Origin of the sequence: Bacillus sp. RE35 (assembly GCF_052146655.1) — a bacterium.
In the GTDB taxonomy this organism is placed as follows: domain Bacteria; phylum Bacillota; class Bacilli; order Bacillales; family Bacillaceae_G; genus Bacillus_A; species Bacillus_A cereus.
Genome location: NZ_CP197377.1, coordinates 60,196 through 80,000, shown reverse-complemented (window position 1 = coordinate 80,000; position 19,805 = coordinate 60,196). Strand labels below are relative to the sequence as shown.

Sequence of the window (19,805 nt, the reverse complement as noted above, 5' to 3'; positions counted from 1 at the left end):
CACATTCGCAAGGTCTTCCCGTGTGTTACAAGCATTAATACCATTACGTACACTCGCATTACCACGAACACCTTTTAAATACCAAGCTGCATGTTTTCTCATCTCTCTTACAGCGACACTTTCGTTCTTTAAGTCAATAAGACGATCTAGATGTAACATACATACATCAATTTTCTCGCGCACTGTTGGTTCCGGCATTAATTCACCTGTCTCCAAATACTTTACCGTACGATAAATCATCCACGGATCTCCAAGAGCCGCACGACCAATCATAACACCATCTACACCAATTTCATCAAGCATACGCTTTGCATCTTGCGGCGTTGCGACATCACCATTTCCGATAACCGGGATATTTACAGATTGTTTTACTTGTTTAATAATATCCCAATCCGCTTTTCCTTCATACATTTGCACTCGTGTACGTCCGTGAACCGCCACAGCTTGGCCACCAGCACGCTCAACAGCCCTAGCATTTTCTATTGCGAAAATATGTTCTTCATCCCAACCGATACGCATTTTAACTGTAACCGGCTTTTCTACAGCATCTACAACCGCTGCTACCATTTCATATATTTTATTCGGATCTAAAAGCCACCTTGCCCCCGCATCACATTTAACGATTTTCGGCACTGGACAACCCATATTAATATCAATTATGTCTGCTGTCGTATATTTATCTACATATTTCGCAGCATCTACAAGAGTTTCTTTCTCTCCACCAAAAATTTGTAAACTTAATGGCTTTTCTCTCTCGTCGATATATAACATATCTAAAGTTCTTTTATTATTAAGTAATATTGCCTTATCACTTACCATTTCAGCACAAACTAAGCCGGCACCAAATTCTTTTACTGTTAAACGGAATGCAGAGTTACACACTCCCGCCATCGGTGCTAGTACAACCGGATTTTTCATCTCGATATTTGCAATCTTTAACAATCAACCTACTCCTTCCTGTACAATCACTTTGGCATTAATTCCTCTATCGAAACATTTAATGCCTTAGCAACTTCTACTACAAAATCTTGAGAAGGCGATCTATTCCCTCTCTCAACTTCACCTAAAACAGATACAGATACCCCTAGTTCTTTAGCAAAACCTTCTTGTGTATAGCCTTTTAGCTTTCGAAAAGCACGAATGCGTCTTCCCCATTTTTCTGCTTCCATACCGTTACTCCCTCTCGCCTTTTCATTTCTTCTACTTGTGAACATGAAATGTTTTGTTTTATGTCTTGATTAATCTCTAACAACGGAACGATAACAAAAGCTCTTTCAAACATCCGCGGATGCGGAACAATAAGATTCTCTGCTTCAATATTCTCTTGATTATAAAGTAAAATGTCAAGGTCGATAGTCCTCGGCCCCCACCTAATTTCCCTTTTTCTTCCTAGGTCATTTTCTACTTTTTGTGTTACTTTCAATAACTCTTGTGGTGATAAATTGGTAGAAATTTTTATAACTAAATTTAAAAAGCAACTTTGGTCAGTATAGCCAACTGGCTCAGTTTCATATACAGATGAAATATCATCAACCTGAATATAAGGATTTTTATTTAAAAACTGAATCGCTTCAGTTAGATACGTATAACGCTCTCCAATATTTGACCCTAATGCAATGTAAGCTATATTGTTCATGGACGTTCTCTCGTAATTTCTACTGCTACAGCACGATAATGACCCGGTATCGGTGGATCCGGCTTAATTACCTTAATTGTACAGCGTGAAATACTTTCATATTGTTTTAATATATCTGCAGCAATATTTTCAGCGATACTCTCCACAAGCTTATACTTTCTATCCTCAACAACTTTTCTACATAATTCGAAAAGCTCTCCATAATTGACCGAATGCTCTAAGTCATCACTTTCCCCTGCACGCTTTAAATCCAACTCCACCGTTAAGTCAACTTTAAATCTCTGACCTAATTTATTCTCCTCTGGGAACACACCATGATAACCATAAAACTCCATATCATGGATATAAATTTTATCCAATTACCTTACCCCCTTACCAATCATCGCATCCATCATTTTAGCCATACGCGCCATTTCTTTCACATCATGGACACGAACAAACTCACAGCCCTTTTCAATACCAAGACAAACGGTAGCTCCTGTTCCCTCAAGGCGTTCCTCCACTGGCAAATCTAATACGTGCCCAATAAAGGACTTTCTCGAAGTACCTAAGAGAACTGGATAACCTAGCACATTTAACTGTTCTAAATTACGCATCGCCTCTAAGTTCTGCTCAGGTGTTTTAGCAAAACCGATACCTGGATCTAAAATAATATTCTCATCTGGCACACCAGCATTTTTAGCAATTTTAATACTGTCATACAAATCAGCAATCATATCCGCCATTAAATTACGATAATTCATATTATCGCGGTTATGCATTAAAATGATGGGTACATCATAATGAGCTGCGACTTCAGCAATTTTTGGCTCCGCCTTCGCTCCCCAAATATCATTAATAATATGAGCACCAGCCTCAATTGCTTGCTTTGCAACTTCAGCTTTATATGTATCGATGGATATAGGCAATTTTACTTCTTTTGAAACTGCTTGAATCATCGGGACAACTCGCTTTATTTCTTCTTCTACTGATACTTTAGCAAAACCTGGGCGAGTAGATTCGCCACCAATATCAATAATATGAGCACCTTGACCTTGCATTTCTTTTGCGTGACGTACCGCAGCATCTACCTCGTTGTAACTCCCACCATCAGAAAACGAATCTGGTGTTACATTTAAAATCCCCATAATTAATGTTTTTTCATTTAAATTCAATGTATATTCGCCGCAGCGCAAATCATAATCCCACTTCAAACTACACATCTCCTCTTCGTAGTTCATTTCTGCTCCATAATTTCTCTCTTTGCATTCCATAAAGGTACATTAAACTTTTTGTAACCACTCCTACTTTACCCGGGAAATCCTGCGCTTCTATACGATAAAGCGGAACAATTTCTTGAATGGAGTTTGTTACGAAGACTTCATCCGCTGAAAGTAGCTCATCTTTTGTAAAGAAACCTTCCTTTACTTCTATATTTAATTCTTCAGCACTCTTTATAATAAACGCACGAGTGATACCATTTAAAATCCCTGTCTCTAACGAAGGTGTATATAAAACATCACCTTTCACAAAAAATAGATTCGAAACAATGCCCTCTGCAACATAACCTGCTTCAGTGAGGAAAATACCTTCCTTACTCACAACATTTCCAATTTCACGCTTCCCTAAAATATTATTTAAATAGTGATGAGACTTCAGGCGAAATGTCCCTTCCGGTGTATTTCGCACTTGTTTTAGAATAACACCTTCTTTTTCCACTACATCCCCTGGAGCTGTTAAAGGTTTTATAAAAACAATAACAGAAGGCTCTTCATACATTTCCGTTTGTAATCCTATTTCATCTATACCCGCCGATACATTAAAACGTACATATGCATGCTTCAATTCATTCTTAGCAAGTAAATCTTTCAAAATAAGCATCACATCATTTTTTGTCATTGTCCATTTAATTTGCAATGTATCCAGCGCCTCTATTAAACGGTTATAATGATCATCCAATAAGAAAGGATGACCATTATAAATACGAAACGTTTCAAAAACTCCAAGACCATATAAATAACCATGATCATAAGGAGAAATTCTCGCTTCACTTGCTTCTACATACTGACCATTTACGTAAATTAACATAATGTCGCACTTGGACTGTATTTACGAATGAAATTCTGCAACAGCTCTTTCCCATGAGAAGTCATAATAGATTCTGGATGGAATTGCACACCCTCTATCGGCAATGTCTTATGACGAAGTGCCATAATTTCCCCTTCCTCTGTCCAAGATGTTACCTCTAAGCAATCGGGTAACGTCTCTTTCTTAACAATAAGGGAATGATAGCGCGTCGCAGTAAACGGATTAGGAATATCCGAAAAAATCGTCTTTCCATCATGATGCATAAGCGACGTTTTTCCATGCATTAATCGCTCTGCACGGACAACCTCTCCACCAAACACTTGTGCAATGGATTGATGCCCTAGACAAACACCAAAAATCGGAATCTTTCCAGCAAAGTATTTAATAACTTCCATACTAATCCCAGCTTCATTAGGACTGCACGGACCTGGAGAAATCATTAGAAAATCTGGTTTCATATTCTCAATATCTGAAATGGTCACTTCATCGTTACGTTTAACAACGAGCTCTTGTCCAAGTTCTCCAAGAAACTGCACTAAATTAAATGTAAAAGAATCATAATTATCAATCATTAATATCATTTCTCTCACCTAACCGTTTCTTCACTACGTTCTTTTGCACGCCATAAAGCAATCGCCTTTTTTAACGACTCTTTATATTCATTTTCCGGATTTGAATCAATTACAATTCCCGCCCCTGCTTGTACATGAGCTTTTCCATCTTTAGCAAGAAGTGTTCTAATTACAATATTCAATTCTGTATCTCCAGAATAACCAATCCAACCGATTGACCCTGTATAAATCCCTCTTCGAACAGGTTCTAATTCCTCAATAATTTCCATCGTACGTATTTTTGGGGCACCAGTAATTGTTCCCCCAGGGAATACAGCCTTCACTAAATCAAAAGCATCTTTATCTTCTTCCACCTCACCACGCACATTAGAAACAATATGCATAACATGTGAGTATTTCTCAATTACCATAAATTCATCTACTTCTACAGTGCCATATTTACAAACACGTCCTAAATCATTTCTTTCTAAATCCACAAGCATTACATGCTCTGCTCTTTCTTTTTCGTTCTCAATTAATTCTCTTGCTAATTCTTCATCCTCTTGCTCATCCGCGCCTCTAGATCTCGTTCCAGCAATCGGTCTTGTACTTACTTCAGTTCCTTGTTTCTTAATTAACAACTCTGGCGATCCACTAACGATTTGAAAATCCCCAAGCTCCAGGTAACCCATATATGGAGATGGATTAATTTCACGAAGACTTGTATAAATTTCTAGTGGGTGTGTCTGTAACGTTCTTTCTTGTCTCGTCGACAAGTTTACTTGGAACACATCACCCGCTCCAATATATTCTTGAATACATTCAACTGCCTTCATAAAGCCAGCTTCAGTAAAAGCAACTGCTTCACTTTTCTTTTCAGGACTTTCAAAGGGCACGGTCACTTCAGGCGCTTCTGTCATCCAAAGACTCTTCCACTCATTTAGCCGTTCTTTCGCCTCTTCATATTTATCTACATAATGCGTAATAACCCATAACACTTGTTCTTTTTGATCATAGACAAATACGTCATCAAATAATAAAAAGAAGATGTCAGGTATATCAATATCATCTTCCGCAAGAGAAGGCAGCTTTTCAATATAACGGATACAGTCATAACTGAAATAGCCAATTGCACCACCTTGAAAAGGCGGATACTCTGGGTTATAGTCCGTCTTCCATTGTTCCATATATTCTTGCATTAAATCTAACGGATTCCCTCGTTTTATTGTTCCCTTACCACTTTCACTTATATGTAACGTTTCATCCTTCCCTCGGATTACCGCTACTGGGTTCAGCCCTACAATGTTATAACGACCGCCACGGCCGCTTTCTAACAAAATATGTTGCGATTTACCCTGAGAAAGAAATTTATATTGCTTAAAGAAATCTAACTGATATGGAATAGAAAGCGCTAAAGATTTTCTTCGTTGCATATCAACACCCCGTCTTCTTTTATCCCACCCTCTTAGATAAACCAGCTCAAACTACATAAGTTATTTATATAGAGATTGATTATACTCGAAGGCTAGTGAAAATAATTTAATTATACTACCTCTTATTTTACATGAAGTTTTCTAGTCATTCACTCTTTTCCTATTTCCAATCCCAAAAGAAAAAGCACCCTTTTTCAAGGATGCTTTTTCAATCGCGTTTAATTAGGATTCAAATTGATAAAGTGGTGTACTTAAATAACGTTCACCGTTACTCGGGATAATAACAAGTACCTTTTTCCCTTTACCTAACTTTTTCGCAACCTCTGTTGCTGCATAAATAACTGCGCCTGAAGAGATACCAACTAAAATACCTTCCTCTTTAGCCACTCTTCTCGCATATTCAAATGCTTGCTCTGTTTTCACTTGAATAATTTCATCATATACTTCTACATCCAACGTCTCCGGAACAAATCCCGCCCCAATTCCTTGGATTTTATGTGGACCTGGCTTCCCACCAGATAATACTGGTGAATCTGCAGGTTCTACTGCATAAATTTTAATATCTTTATACGCTTCCTTCAGTACTTCACCAGCACCAGTAATCGTTCCACCTGTACCAATACCTGCAATAAACGCATCTAATTGGTCGCCCATTTGTTCAATAATTTCTGGACCTGTTGTTAAACGGTGAATTTCTGGATTCGATTGGTTTTTGAACTGTTGTGGTATAAAGTAGCCATGTTCTTTTGCTAATTCAGTCGCTTTACGAATTGCTCCACCCATTCCTTCAGGCCCTGGAGTCAATACTAATTCCGCACCGTAAGCACGTAATAAATTACGACGCTCAATACTCATTGTTTCTGGCATTACTAAGATTGCATTATATCCTTTAGCAGCCGCTACCATCGCTAAACCAATTCCTGTGTTACCACTTGTCGGCTCAATGATTGTATCGCCCTCTTTTAATAATCCCTTTTTTTCAGCATCTTCAATCATAGCTAATGCGATACGATCTTTAACACTACTCCCCGGATTCATAAATTCTAATTTTAAGTATATATCTGCGCTGTCTGATTCTACGATGCGGTTCAACTTAACGATCGGCGTTTTCCCGATTAATTCTGAAACTGATTGTGCCACTCGCATTCCTGTCACTCCTAACACCGAGTATTTTTATTGGTTTTATCTATATTTAGATTTTGTCAGAAAATTCCCTGTTTGTCAATTCATTTGGAGGATTGCTCCTCTTAATTCCCTTATTACAAATTCTCGATTAAATTTGTAATATCTTCTTTAGAGAACTTGTATCGTTCATTACAGAAATGACAGTGAACTTCTGTCTCTTCCTCTTCTTCACGAACTTGCTCTAACTCTGTTTTACCTAAACTAATTAATACACTCTCAATACGCTCGCGTGAGCATGTGCAATTAAATTGAACATCCATTGTTTCTAATACTTTTACTTTATCTTCTCCAAGAACTGCATATAGTAGCTCTTCCGGAGAAAGACCTTGTTCAATCAACGTTGATACAGGTGGAATCTTTTGTAAACGGTCTTCAATAAATGAAATCGTTTCATCTTGCGCACCCGGCATAATTTGAAGGATGAATCCACCTGCCGCTAATATGCTATCATCTCCATTTACAAGAACACCAACACCTACAGAAGAAGGCGTTTGTTCAGAAACTGCAAAATAATACGTAAAGTCTTCTCCTAATTCTCCTGAAACGATTGGAGATTGACCAATAAACGGCTCACGCATTCCAATATCTTTAATTACAGTTACAAACCCCTCTGTACCTACCGCTTGATATACACGTAACTTCCCTTGTTCTGTTCCTTCAAAATCAACATGCGGATTCGTTACATAACCACGTACATCTCCATTTGCATGAGCATCTACTAAGATAGGGCCAATTGGACCGTTACCTTCTACCTTAATCGTTAACTTTTGCTCACCCTTTAACATTGCGCCCATCATTGTACCCGCAGTCAAAGAACGCCCTAGTGCCGCTGAAGCTGTTCTCCATGTATCATGACGTCTTTGCGCCTCACTTACTGTATTTGTTGTACGTACACTATACGCACGCACTTCTCCATCAAATGCTAACGCTTTTACTAAATAATCTTTCATACGTATTTATTCACCTTTCTCATGCTGTAAATTTGCATTACGTTCATATAACATATACAAACCTTTTAACGTTAAAAACGGATCTACAATATCAATTACATTCGATTCTTCGGAAATTAATTTTGCCAATCCACCTGTTGCAATAACTTTAGGTTCTTGTCTAGCTTCTTCTTTCATACGCTTAACAATACCTTCCACTTGTCCAACATAACCATAAAGAATACCAGATTGCATCGCACTTACTGTATTTTTCCCAACAACACTGCTTGGTTTTGTAATTTCGATACGAGGAAGTTTTGCTGCTCTGCTATATAAAGCCTCTGCTGAAATCATAATTCCTGGCGTAATAACTCCACCCATATAATGTTTTTCTTCGTTAATATAACAATATGTAGTAGCCGTACCAAAATCAACAATAATGAGCGGACTTCCATATAAGTGGATTCCTGCTACTGCATTTACAATTCGGTCTGCGCCTACTTCACGCGGATTTTCATATTTAATATTTAGTCCTGTTTTTATCCCAGGCCCTACTACAAGCGGTTTAATTTTAAAATATTTTTCACACATGCGCTCTAAAGCAAACATAATTGGTGGTACGACTGAAGACACAATAATACCTTTCACATCTTCAAACGAAAGACCCTCATGCTCAAGCAATTGCTTTACAAGCATTCCATATTCATCTTCTGTCTTATGACGATCTGTTTCCATGCGCCAATGCTGACGAAGTTCCCCCTCTTCAAACACACCTAGTACAGCATTTGTGTTCCCTACATCCAATACAAAAATCATATTCTCACCACTTATCTTATTTAATCTATATTTGTGCAGTATGTATAAAACTTATAAAAACATCATATCACACATACTTATATAATCAGCTTTCCTATCCTCATCATTTTACAAAAAGATTGCTCTCTATTTCAATTTTTAATACTAGTTTTACTTAAATTACTTTATCCACTAAGTTCTCAATAGTAATTAACAAAGATTTTAACAAACAAAAAAGGAGTGACGATAGTCACTCCTTCACTTCTTACTTATCTTCTTTATCTTCATCGTCTTTCTTCATGTTGATGTTTACTTTCACATCATCTGAAGATGTTGGACGTTCTGGCAATCTGCCGTAATCACATAAATGATTGATTTGCTCTGCATCTAACGTTTCTACTTCAAGTAACGTTTGTGCGATAATATCTAGTTTATCACGGTTTTCAGTAAGAATTTGTTTTGCACGAGCATAACATTCTTTCATAATTGATTGCATTTCCATATCGATTTCATGTGCAATCGCATCACTATAGTTTTGTTCTGAGTGGAAGTCTCTTCCTAAGAACACTTGACCACCTTGCGAGCTACCAAATTGCATCGGTCCAAGTTTGTCACTCATACCAAATTCCGTAACCATACGTCTTGCAATACCAGTCGCACGTTGGAAGTCATTATGAGCACCTGTACTCACTTCACCAAATACAATCTCCTCAGCTACTCGGCCACCAAGTAAACCAGTGATTTTATCAAGTAACTCTGGTTTCGTCATGAAGTAACGATCTTCTTTCGGAAGCATTACCGCATATCCACCAGCCTGACCACGAGGGACAATTGTTACTTTATGAACGACATCTGCTTCATCAAGAACAACACCAATTACAGTATGACCTGCTTCATGGAAAGCAACGATATTACGTTCTTTTTCAGAGATAACACGACTTTTCTTAGCTGGACCTGCAATAACACGATCCGTCGCTTCATCGATATCACTCATATCAATTTTCTTCTTATCTTGACGTGCAGCTACTAAAGCAGCTTCGTTTAATAAGTTTTCAAGATCCGCACCAGAGAATCCTGGTGTACGAGTCGCAATTGCTCTTAAATTAATATGCTCATCAAGTGGTTTATTACGCGCATGTACTTTCAGTACAGCTTCACGGCCATTTACATCTGGACGATCTACTGTAATTTGACGGTCAAAACGACCTGGACGTAATAACGCTGGGTCAAGAATGTCTGGACGGTTTGTCGCAGCAACGATAATAATACCTTCGTTTGCACCGAATCCATCCATTTCAACAAGTAATTGGTTCAATGTTTGCTCACGCTCATCATGACCACCACCAAGACCTGCGCCACGTTGACGACCTACTGCATCAATTTCATCAATGAAAATGATACAAGGAGCATTTTTCTTTGCATTTTCAAATAAATCACGTACACGTGATGCACCGACACCGACAAACATCTCTACGAAGTCAGAACCACTGATAGAGAAGAATGGAACGCCAGCCTCACCTGCAACAGCACGTGCTAATAAAGTTTTACCTGTACCTGGAGGTCCAACTAATAGGACACCCTTTGGAATACGAGCACCAACTTCAGAGAACTTACGAGGGTCTTTCAAGAATTCAACTACCTCAACAAGTTCTTGTTTCTCTTCATCCGCACCCGCAACATCTCTGAAACGAACTTTTTTCTTTTCATCATTATATAACTTCGCCTTACTTTTCCCGAAGTTCATAACACGGCTACCGCCGCCTTGAGCTTGGTTTAATAAGAAGAAGAATAAAATGAAGATGATGACAAATGGAATGATTGAAGTAAAGAATGTTACCCAAGCACTTGTTTCTTCTGCTGGTTGATACTTAACTTCGGCACCTTTCGCTTTATCATTAATTTTCTTTTGTAATTCCTCAGTATTTGGTGCATAAGTAACAAATTGTTCTCCTTGGCTAGAGTTATTAAATTGTCCTTTTACCTCAAATACACCATTTTTCGGTTGAAGTTGCACATTACGCACTTCACCGCTTTCTAGTTTAGTAATGAATTTGTCGTAGCTAACTGATGTCGTTTTTTGTGTCGAACCATTAAAATAGCTCACGATTCCAATTACTACTAAGAATATCAGTAAATAAAAGATGGTATTACGGAAGATACGATTCATTCCTAACCTCCTCTCACGGCATAAACACTATAGTAAATCGTAACATAGAAAAACTTTCCTATACAATTGTGAAGCCCATATTTAATTAATTTGAGTAAACGCTTGGTTTTAATACGCCTACATAAGGAAGATTACGGTATTGCTCTTTATAATCTAATCCATATCCTACTACAAATTCATGTGGAACAGTAAATCCAACATAATCCGCTTTCAGATCAACCTTACGGCCTGTTGGCTTATCTAATAATGTAACAATTTTTACAGACTTCGCTTTACGATATTTGAATAAGTCTACTAAGTAGCTTAGTGTAAGACCACTATCAATAATATCTTCGACGATTAAAATATCGCGACCTTCTACAGAAGTATCAAGATCTTTTAAAATTTTCACTTCGCCTGTTGAAACTGTAGAGTGACCGTAACTAGATACAGCCATAAAATCCATTTCAAGATATGTATCTGTTCTCTTTAATAAATCTGCCATGAATGGCATTGCGCCTTTTAATACACCAATTGCAAGAGGTACTGTGTTTTTATAATCCTCTGCAATAATTGCACCTAGTTCGCGCACCTTTTCTTGTATTTGCTCTTCAGAAATTAATACTTTTTCGATATCTTGATTCATCATTTCATTATCCTCCCGGAAGACTCCTTGCTTTTGTAGTGAATAATCATATATTTATCCTTCTTTGCCATCTCTTTCGAAATTGCAAATGCAGATCGTTTCAACAAGGGTACCCAAATAATAGTCCCACTTGCATCACAAACGACCGGCCATTCTTCTCTTTTTTCTTTCGGTACTTTCGCTTCGATAAAAATAGCTTTTATCTTTTTCGTGCCATTCATACCTTGTATTGACATGCGATCTCCATTTTCTCTAGAACGAATACGAAGTGGATATGATATATCATTATACTTAGCAACAAATACTGTTTCATTCATGTTACTTGGTATATCTTCGCTCACCTCTGTTACAAATTCATCCCCGTTCAATAGCGTAATGGTCCCGGGTACTAATAAATCTTGTGAAAAAGGAGAGACAATCTCTTGTTTAAATCTAAAGCTACACTCCTCGTATGAACGAACAATTTTCAAATCACCCGGAAAATCAAGTGAACCTGAAGGTTGTGTCCGCTTAAAAAACTCAATCAACTTGTCAATATGTATAGAAGAAAGAGAAGATGGAATCTTATATTCATAAAGATAGTTTAATATTAGTTGAATCCCTCTTCTTTGTAAAGGCATAGACATGGATTCAAAGGCAGGAATTGATAAGCTAATTTGTTTATCACTTTTTTTTGTAATTACTTTATTCATTTTCTCAAAAGCTAATTCCTGCAAATAAGCCTCATCCTCTTGCATCTGCACGCTAAATTTTTGGAATTTCTCATGCATTTGTGGATTTTCTTCTTTCAAATGAGGAAGGACATATTTACGTAATCGATTCCTTGTATATACTTCCTTTTTATTACTCGGATCTATACGTGGCATTAAATTTAGCTTATTACAGTAATCAACAATTTCTTCCTTCGTTACGCCAAGTAACGGCCTAATTAAATATCCATTATGAAAAGGACGCTTCACTGCAATTCCTGCATATCCTTTCGGAGTACTCCCTCTTACAAGACGCATTAAAATTGTCTCGACTTGATCATCTCCATGATGTCCAAGAGCAACATATCTCGCATCATATTTCTTCATTATTCTTTCCAAAAATGCATATCTGCATTCTCTCGCAGCAACCTGTGCATTCATTCCGTATTGCTGTTGATATTGTGATACATTAATCCTTATCGTTTCACAAATAATTCCCAGTTCTTCACAAAGGCCCTGCACAAACTGTAAATCCTCATAAGATTCATCACCTCTAAACATATGATCCACATGAGCAACTACAATTTCCAACTGTTTTTCCGCTCTTTTTTCTAATAAATAATATAAAAGCGCTAACGAGTCAGGACCACCAGAAACTCCCACAACAATTGTTGAATCATTCTTTAATACATCATGCTGCTTTACAAAGTCATCTACTTTTTCAACAAATGTATCTTTCAACTTCGCAATCACCTTTCATTAAACAAGAACAGCAACCTTAGTCACCTTGTCTACAATGGTACAACTTTTACAAACATTGTGCAAAAAAAAGATATACAAAAATTACATTTTTATCTTACATCCTCCGTGTATATTCACAAAATTAATAACATTACCTTTTCCCACAAAAAAACCTAGGTATTCACCTAGGTTTTTAAAATCAAATTATAGATAAACATTCCACTTACATTTTACTGCGCTTGCATTCCTACAATCGGAATCGTAGCCCACTTCGGCATATTTTTCTTCACTTTTGCCACTACAATAGTCATATCATCATTTATATAACCATCACAAGAGCGAATCACTTCTTCCATAATGATATCAGCAATTTCTTGCGGGTCTTCGGTTTGCAATTCTTTAATTTTTCGTTTCATCCACAATTCATGATTCTCCACATGCTGTGCTCCTTCAAAAATCCCATCACTCATCATAATAAGAATATCGCCCGTTTTTAATTGTTCACCCACCACATCAACTTCAACATCTTCGATGATTCCCATCGGCAAATTACTTGCTTCAATTTTCAAAATATTATTTGCGCGTTTAACAAAACTCGGCGTTGATCCAATCTTTAAAAACCTTGCACTCGCATCCCGCAAATCTACCATAGCTAAATCTAATGTCGTAAACATTTCTTCTGTCGTTCTCAAAGAAAGAATTGAATTGATAGACTTAATTGCTATTTCTTCATCAATGCCTGATTGGAGTATTTTTTGTAATAATTTCACCGTTTCCTTACTTTCCATATGAGCTCTTTGCCCATTACCCATACCATCACTAATCGCAAGTGCATATTTACCAACACTTAAATCCATCATCGCATAAGAGTCACCCGAAACAAATCCACCGCCTTTTGCAGCTGTAGCCAATCCTGTATCAAGAGAATACGTCTTCGCCGAACCAAATGATATTAAACTATGGCCATTTGGATAAGAAGACTTTTCTTCATGTTTAACGACAATATTTTCTTTAAGGATATCTGAAAGCATCGGTGCAACTAACTTTTCACACTCACCATGTTCATTAGATGCAACTGGAATTAACATTTCAATATCAATACTTCCTCTATCTAAACAATAAATATCAACATGCTCTACTTCGACACCAAAATCTCGGAACGCTTGCATAATCTGTTCTTCCTGCACTTGATGATTTTCACGTTCTCGTTGTATCTCCTTAGCAAAATCCTCCATAACCTTTGATACACCTAATAGTTGCTCCGCTACTATTCTACGATTTTCCTTCATTTGTTTTCGTAATTTTTGTCCCTCATAGAAGTGATCTAATTCACCGGCTACTAAATCCGTCACTTTTTTCCCTCTCACACAATGCTTGTCCCACTCACGAACTAATTTACGATTATGTTGCAGGGTTCCTTCTTCCGTTTCATTCATTATTTGTTTCATATAATCGTACGTTTTATCAAAATTCACTACCCAGCATTGATCCTTTTTAAAGCATGTTTGACATGTTTTCGCAGTAATTGTACTCAAAAACAAATCTGCTTCTGTCTCTTTATCTTCTTCCTCTACATACCCATATACAGAAAAGCTATTAGATAAAGCAGCAAATACATTTGCAAATTGGTTGATTTTATTTGCTGTAACATCACGCATCCTTCTTAAATATTGTTGTTGATCTTGCGAATGCTCTTGTGTACCTGGCATAAATTTAGCAATACGATCCAAAACAAGCTTCGGTGTTAATAAGAAGATAACAATCGCTACACCTGACTCAATTAAAGTTGTTACAATATTTGTCTGTTTGTCTACATATAATGTAATTAAGCTTGTCCCAATTAATAAACCTAAACTAACACCTAAACGCTTTCCTTCTTTTAACAATCCACCAAGCAATCCAGAAAAAGCAAGAAGGCTAAGCTGAGACAAGCTAGACACATTTGCTAAACTTAATATTAGTCCTGTTACAACCCCCACTGTAGACCCTGTGGCAGCACCCGCAATAAATGCAAATACTAGCACTAAATACCTTGTAAAAATATGTTGAATAGAAGCATCATATACAAACCAATCTGTTGTACCCGTTAAAACAGATGCTAGTAATATAATCAAACAAACAATTTCTTCCGTCTCTAATGCCTGTTGTTTTCCTTTCCTTTCCACTAAAAGTGGGACACTTTGTAAAAATATCATAGTTAATACAAAACTAAGCCCAGCCTCAATGGTACTAACGAGTAAATCGTACATGGTGACAGTTTGTTGTGCAAAATATACAACAACTAAGTGTGCGGTTAATGCGGAGATAAATACTTGAAATGGAACAAGTCCAACAGTTTTACGTGTAAATCGACTAAAGAAGATATTATAAATGAAGAAGGTAAAGATAGATGCAAAGGTAAAAAACAAATTATCTATCGATACTGAAAGAGCTCCTCCCATTAGAGCTAAAAATGCTAGCGGCATCTTATCCCGCTTCATAACATAAACAGCAGCAAAAAATGGCAGTGCAAACGGTAAAATATTTGTTAATATATATGCTCGTCCCAAAAGAAAACCAATAACAACAATAATAAATCCCCATCTAAAGAAAACTTGCTCAAATTTTATTCGCAACTTACTCGTCCACTTTATTCCATCAAGCTGACTCTCATTCATTGCCAATGCACTTGTATTCATAGTATTCCTTCCTGCTTTAGGCATATTTTTAACACCACCTGCATAGTTTAATTACTGTCATTATAAAAGATGATTGTTGGTTTTTTTGTCAAAACAACAGTTTTCACTTTTATAATCGTTCGACTTTTTATTCGAAATAACTCTACAGATATACAGGGTATGTAAGTTATTTTCGAGATTTTAATTAAACATTCAGAAAATATAGGGTGATTTTGTAGAAGTGTTGTATATCTTAATTTATTTAACAAAAAAAGATCATGCAAATTTGCATGATCTTTTTAGATGACCCGTACGGGATTCGAACCCGTGTTACCGCCGTGAAAGGGCGGTGTCTTAACCACTTGACCAACGGGCCGTTAAATTAAATATAGCGGCGGAGGGGATCGAACCCCCGACCTCACGGGTATGAACCGTACGCTCTAGCCAGCTGAGCTACACCGCCATGTCGTCTTATTTAACGGACAATTAGTATCTTACATCAGATACTAATTAAAGTCAACACATCTCAAAAACTTTTTTGAAAATATTTTTTACATATAAAAAAGCACCCTGAGACATTACTCTGGGTACCTCTCTATATGTTAAAAACTAAACGTCCTTATTATCCGCGACGCGCGCCACGGCCACCACGTTTAGACTCTGTGTTACGCTTTAAAGAAGTTAAACGATCTTCGCTATCTTTTAAGAAGCGTGCCATCTTTTGCTCAAATGTTTCTTTCGGAGCTCGGTCGTTACCGCCACCGCGATTATCTCTGTTGAAAGAGCGATTATTACGTTGTGGACGTCCAGAACGTTGTTGATCACCACCGCGTTGGTATTCACCACGTGGACGATCTCCTTCTGTTTTTTCACGTTCTTTCGCTTTTTTGATAGATAAACCAATCTTTCCATCTTTTTCAACATTAATAACTTTTACTTCTACTTGGTCGCCCACTTTTAAGTGATCGTTAATATCTTTTACATAGTTATCAGCAACTTCACTAATATGAACAAGACCCGTTAAGCCCTCTGGCAGCTCCACAAAAGCCCCAAAATTTGTAATACCTGTTACTTTACCCTGTAACTTGCTGCCTACCTCGATTGACATAAAAAAAATGCTCCTCCTTAGTGGTTAAAAAGTCAAATTTTACTTTATTATATATAATCCTAAAATATAGTGTCAATAAGACATACTCTACTTAGAAACAGGAAAAATTATCTCCCCTTTACCAGAGAAGAAATAATCCCTTCTAGCAATCTTTAATACGTACTCTTCATCATTTAACTTTTGAACTTCGTCTTTTAGACTTTTTTCTTTATTCGTTAATGAATCCAGTTCTTTTTTCATGTCCTTAACTTTTGCTTCTTTTGCTTTAATGGAACTGTTTTGTTGATAAAACGTTACACTAATACTCGCAATAATTGTAAAAGTAAAGACAAGAAAAACCGCTAAACGGCGATAAAGTCGCTTCCTGTTCTCATCCGTTTGTATTATATGCTCTTTAACAGGATTTGGACTCTGTTTTTCGATTGTTCTTTGTCTCAGTTCCCTCATTTCCGAGGTCCCCCTAACTTCTTTTTTATATGCTCCCATAGTTGGAAGATATGTCCCTTCAATTTTGCTATATATTGCAGGAACCCTATATGTTTCACTATAAAAAGTTTAACACGATTAGGGAGAAGTTTCCATATGAGCGAAGCAATAAATCGAACAGGCCAGAAAAAAACTTTCCATATGAAAAGTAATATCCAAATCACCATTTTCCATAACACATGTCCAATTGAAAGCAGTATACGAAATAAGAATAATATAAATGCAATAAATAGCTGCGCTATAATAATAACAGGTTTTATCATGAGTAGCTGTATAATTCGAACAAAAAAATATGTTGTTTGCATAAAAATATAGATGAGAAAATTTAACAGCTTCATGTATAGTGCCTTCAATAAGCTTTGATATGCCGCAAAACCACATAATAATGCCAAAAACACATATATACGTAGCTCAGCTTCATTTACGAGAAGCAATACATAAAAGACGAATAATGCTTGGACAATCCAAAATAATATATCATGTATAAATACAAGCCAACGTTTACGTTCTTGGCGCTTTAAAAAACGTTGATATGTATCTAAAGACGCTCCAATCCAAGCACCCATCCCAATCATTGAAAGCATTGTATACAACTGAATTGTTAAGCTCATTTAAACAACTTACTAAAGAAACCTTTAGTTTTTTCCCCTTGATTTTCATCAATATACAGCATCTCATTAACTTTCCCTTTAATCGACACAATACCTTTTTCCACATCTAAATTTTTCATTTGTAAATTTTGACCACGAATCGTTAAAAAACCCATTACGGTCTCTAGTAAAAACTCTTCGCTATCAAAACTCTCTACCTGCTTCACACCGGTAATATCGATTATACGCCTGCCACGCATAATAATGTCATGCTCTACAGAAACATTTTGTTGATTAGAAGACGTAGGTGAGTAACCATTATTCACGTAAATCCCCCCATAGGTTTTTACTAGCTAATAGTAATGTATGAGGGGATACATGATTTTAGAACAAGCCTTCTTCCGCTTTTACTTTTTCTTCACGAACTAAGCTATACATATTTGCTGCATCTTCTTTTTTAGTTGTTTCTTTTAATTCATTTATTTTCACAGTCACTATTTTTTGACCAAAACGAATTGTTAATTCATCAGCTACTTTCACATCAGAACTCGCTTTTGCCACTTGACCATTAATAGATATTCTTCCTTGATCAGCTACTTCTTTCGCTAATGTTCTTCTTTTAATTAAACGTGATACTTTTAAAAACTTATCTAGACGCATATCAAATCCCCCTATTAACGCTCTGTTTGTTTCGCTTCTTCCCATAAAACATCTAACTGTTCTAATGATAAATCTTTCATCTCTTTATTCATTTCAGCTACTTTTGCCTCCATGTATAAAAAACGACCAGTAAATTTCTCATTAGTTGAACGTAACGCCTCTTCTGGATCTATTTTGTAATGACGAGCTATATTAACAAATGCAAATAGTAAATCACCAAACTCACCCAGCATCTTTTCCTCATCCATATTTGTAACCTCTTGTTGGAACTCTTGCCATTCTTCCAAAGCTTTCTCTATCATCGGTTGCACATCAACCCAATCAAATCCAACCTTACCAGCTTTCTTCTGAATTTCATAGGCGCGTAGTAACTGCGGCAAACTTTTTGGAACGCCATTTAAAACAGATTCTTTCACGAATCCTTTTTCTTGTTTTTTAATTTCTTCCCAATTTGCAATCACTTCATCAGCGCTGTTTACATCCGTATTTCCAAACACATGCGGATGGCGACGAACCATTTTCTCAGATAGAGTTCGAATGATATCATCTATAGAGAACCAACCTTCATCTTCTCCGATTTGAGCATGAAGCATAACTTGTAATAATATATCACCTAATTCTTCTACTAAGTGATCATCATCCTCTTCATCGATTGCTTCCAACACTTCATAAGCTTCCTCAATTAAATATTTCTTTAATGATTGATGTGTTTGCTTTTTATCCCACGGACAACCATTTGGACCACGAAGTTCCGCAATAATTTCTCTAAGAACATCAAACTGTTGATACAAGGACGCACGCTCCTGAACTGGCGGCACGTACACACTCGTTAAATTATTCAATTCCGTTTCATGATCTAACATGTACAACGGTACCTTCTTTACTTGTTCAAATGAAGTTCCTGCAGCTGTTACGATATACACTTCATAATCATCTGGTAACATCTCCATTAATGTTAATTTCACATCAGATGCAACGAATGCATCATATACTTGGCAAAAGATTAAATGTTGACGCAGTTCTAATTGCCCTCTTTCAAATGATGTAGCATCAAGTAATTGGAATCCTTCAATCGGATCAATCTTTAGACTTGCAAACATAGGATCAAGGAAACTTTGTCCACCCTCAATTCGCACTTCAACATTTGAAACTTCTCCTTTTTCTAACAGTAGCTGAACTGTTCTTTCTGCTACAAGTGGATGCCCGGGAACAGCATAGATAATTTCTGTACCTTCAGCTTGTTCTAGCAATTTATTCGCAATTGTTTCATATACAATTTCAAACGTATCATGCGCTTCATATACAGCATCAAAAGACGTATATTGTACGCCTTCTTTCTCCAATTCTTCTATAACTGGATGTTCCTTCGTTCTAACAAACAGATGGTCTGCTTCTTTTATTTTTCGATATACACCCATCGTTAGCTGATCTAATTCACCAGCTCCTAAACCTAAAATAGTAATGATTCCACTCACAACCAGTCACC

At 36.8% G+C, this 19,805-nt stretch carries 21 protein-coding genes and 2 tRNA genes (1 of these 23 running past the window's edge); all 23 read right to left on the bottom strand.

All coding sequences use genetic code 11. The annotated features are described in order from the left end of the window. Positions 1–942, bottom strand: the 5' portion of a protein-coding gene (gene dusB, locus ACTL4X_RS00425) for a tRNA dihydrouridine synthase DusB (protein WP_000912251.1). The gene continues 57 nt to the left of window position 1, outside the view; the window shows 942 of its 999 coding nt (coding positions 1–942); its start codon is at positions 940–942; its stop codon lies off the left edge, out of view. A 23-nt stretch (positions 943–965) separates the two neighbouring features. Next, entirely contained in the window at positions 966–1,169 is a 204-nt protein-coding gene (locus ACTL4X_RS00420) for a helix-turn-helix domain-containing protein (protein ID WP_000387031.1), read from the bottom strand. After that, positions 1,121–1,636: a 2-amino-4-hydroxy-6-hydroxymethyldihydropteridine diphosphokinase gene (folK, locus tag ACTL4X_RS00415; protein WP_001059447.1), complete on the bottom strand. Its 516-nt coding sequence runs from the start codon at positions 1,634–1,636 to the stop codon at positions 1,121–1,123. Before folK ends, ACTL4X_RS00420 begins: the two co-directional genes overlap by 49 nt. Beyond that, positions 1,633–1,995: a dihydroneopterin aldolase gene (gene folB / locus ACTL4X_RS00410; protein ID WP_000358062.1), complete on the bottom strand. Its 363-nt coding sequence runs from the start codon at positions 1,993–1,995 to the stop codon at positions 1,633–1,635. The genes folK and folB overlap by 4 nt, the downstream gene beginning before the upstream one ends. Beyond that, the gene (gene folP / locus ACTL4X_RS00405; protein WP_002164656.1) at positions 1,996–2,856 is read right to left on the bottom strand and encodes a dihydropteroate synthase; all 861 of its coding nucleotides are present in this window, start codon (positions 2,854–2,856) and stop codon (positions 1,996–1,998) included. Then, entirely contained in the window at positions 2,831–3,703 is an 873-nt protein-coding gene (gene pabC / locus ACTL4X_RS00400) for an aminodeoxychorismate lyase (RefSeq protein ID WP_000909884.1), read from the bottom strand. Before pabC ends, folP begins: the two co-directional genes overlap by 26 nt. Beyond that, positions 3,697–4,284, bottom strand: a complete 588-nt coding sequence (pabA, locus tag ACTL4X_RS00395; RefSeq protein WP_000602297.1) for an aminodeoxychorismate/anthranilate synthase component II — start codon at positions 4,282–4,284, stop codon at positions 3,697–3,699. Before pabA ends, pabC begins: the two co-directional genes overlap by 7 nt. A 5-nt stretch (positions 4,285–4,289) precedes the next feature. After that, on the bottom strand, positions 4,290–5,687 hold the full coding sequence (gene pabB, locus ACTL4X_RS00390) for an aminodeoxychorismate synthase component I (RefSeq protein ID WP_069357941.1): 1,398 nt from the start codon (positions 5,685–5,687) through the stop codon (positions 4,290–4,292). A 222-nt stretch (positions 5,688–5,909) separates the two neighbouring features. Continuing rightward, positions 5,910–6,833, bottom strand: coding sequence for a cysteine synthase A (gene cysK, locus ACTL4X_RS00385; protein WP_001261712.1), 924 nt, complete (start codon positions 6,831–6,833; stop codon positions 5,910–5,912). A 113-nt stretch (positions 6,834–6,946) separates the two neighbouring features. Continuing rightward, on the bottom strand, positions 6,947–7,822 hold the full coding sequence (gene hslO, locus ACTL4X_RS00380; RefSeq protein ID WP_000656372.1) for a redox-regulated molecular chaperone HslO: 876 nt from the start codon (positions 7,820–7,822) through the stop codon (positions 6,947–6,949). A 6-nt stretch (positions 7,823–7,828) separates the two neighbouring features. Then, positions 7,829–8,617 (bottom strand): type III pantothenate kinase, encoded by a 789-nt coding sequence (locus tag ACTL4X_RS00375; RefSeq protein WP_000578368.1) that lies wholly within the window; start codon positions 8,615–8,617, stop codon positions 7,829–7,831. A gap of 244 nt (positions 8,618–8,861) precedes the next feature. Then, positions 8,862–10,763: an ATP-dependent zinc metalloprotease FtsH gene (gene ftsH / locus ACTL4X_RS00370; RefSeq protein ID WP_001079674.1), complete on the bottom strand. Its 1,902-nt coding sequence runs from the start codon at positions 10,761–10,763 to the stop codon at positions 8,862–8,864. A gap of 85 nt (positions 10,764–10,848) precedes the next feature. Then, positions 10,849–11,391 carry a hypoxanthine phosphoribosyltransferase gene (hpt, locus tag ACTL4X_RS00365; RefSeq protein ID WP_000981842.1) on the bottom strand — a complete coding sequence of 181 codons (543 nt, stop codon included), beginning with the start codon at positions 11,389–11,391 and terminating at the stop codon, positions 10,849–10,851. Next, complete coding sequence (tilS, locus tag ACTL4X_RS00360) at positions 11,388–12,818, bottom strand: tRNA lysidine(34) synthetase TilS (protein ID WP_000655463.1); 1,431 nt, start codon at positions 12,816–12,818, stop codon at positions 11,388–11,390. The genes hpt and tilS overlap by 4 nt, the downstream gene beginning before the upstream one ends. Positions 12,819–13,048: 230 nt before the next feature. Next, positions 13,049–15,520 (bottom strand): stage II sporulation protein E, encoded by a 2,472-nt coding sequence (gene spoIIE, locus ACTL4X_RS00355; protein ID WP_001123539.1) that lies wholly within the window; start codon positions 15,518–15,520, stop codon positions 13,049–13,051. 259 nt (positions 15,521–15,779) lie between these two features. Further along, positions 15,780–15,851, bottom strand: a tRNA-Glu gene (locus ACTL4X_RS00350). Positions 15,852–15,864: 13 nt separating this feature from the next. Beyond that, a tRNA-Met gene (locus tag ACTL4X_RS00345) sits at positions 15,865–15,938 on the bottom strand. Positions 15,939–16,097: 159 nt separating this feature from the next. Then, entirely contained in the window at positions 16,098–16,583 is a 486-nt protein-coding gene (locus ACTL4X_RS00340) for a S1 domain-containing RNA-binding protein (RefSeq protein WP_000021451.1), read from the bottom strand. An 87-nt stretch (positions 16,584–16,670) separates the two neighbouring features. Then, positions 16,671–17,030, bottom strand: a complete 360-nt coding sequence (gene divIC, locus ACTL4X_RS00335) for a cell division protein DivIC (protein WP_001208739.1) — start codon at positions 17,028–17,030, stop codon at positions 16,671–16,673. After that, the gene (yabQ, locus tag ACTL4X_RS00330) at positions 17,027–17,680 is read right to left on the bottom strand and encodes a spore cortex biosynthesis protein YabQ (RefSeq protein ID WP_000059772.1); all 654 of its coding nucleotides are present in this window, start codon (positions 17,678–17,680) and stop codon (positions 17,027–17,029) included. Before yabQ ends, divIC begins: the two co-directional genes overlap by 4 nt. After that, a complete protein-coding gene (gene yabP, locus ACTL4X_RS00325) occupies positions 17,677–17,985 on the bottom strand; it encodes a sporulation protein YabP (protein ID WP_001059104.1) in 309 nt (102 codons plus the stop codon). Before yabP ends, yabQ begins: the two co-directional genes overlap by 4 nt. 58 nt (positions 17,986–18,043) lie before the next feature. Then, a complete protein-coding gene (locus ACTL4X_RS00320) occupies positions 18,044–18,319 on the bottom strand; it encodes an RNA-binding S4 domain-containing protein (RefSeq protein WP_001234876.1) in 276 nt (91 codons plus the stop codon). Between the two features lie 14 nt (positions 18,320–18,333). Beyond that, positions 18,334–19,794 carry a nucleoside triphosphate pyrophosphohydrolase gene (gene mazG, locus ACTL4X_RS00315; protein ID WP_000014239.1) on the bottom strand — a complete coding sequence of 487 codons (1,461 nt, stop codon included), beginning with the start codon at positions 19,792–19,794 and terminating at the stop codon, positions 18,334–18,336. Positions 19,795–19,805: the final 11 nt, after the last annotated feature.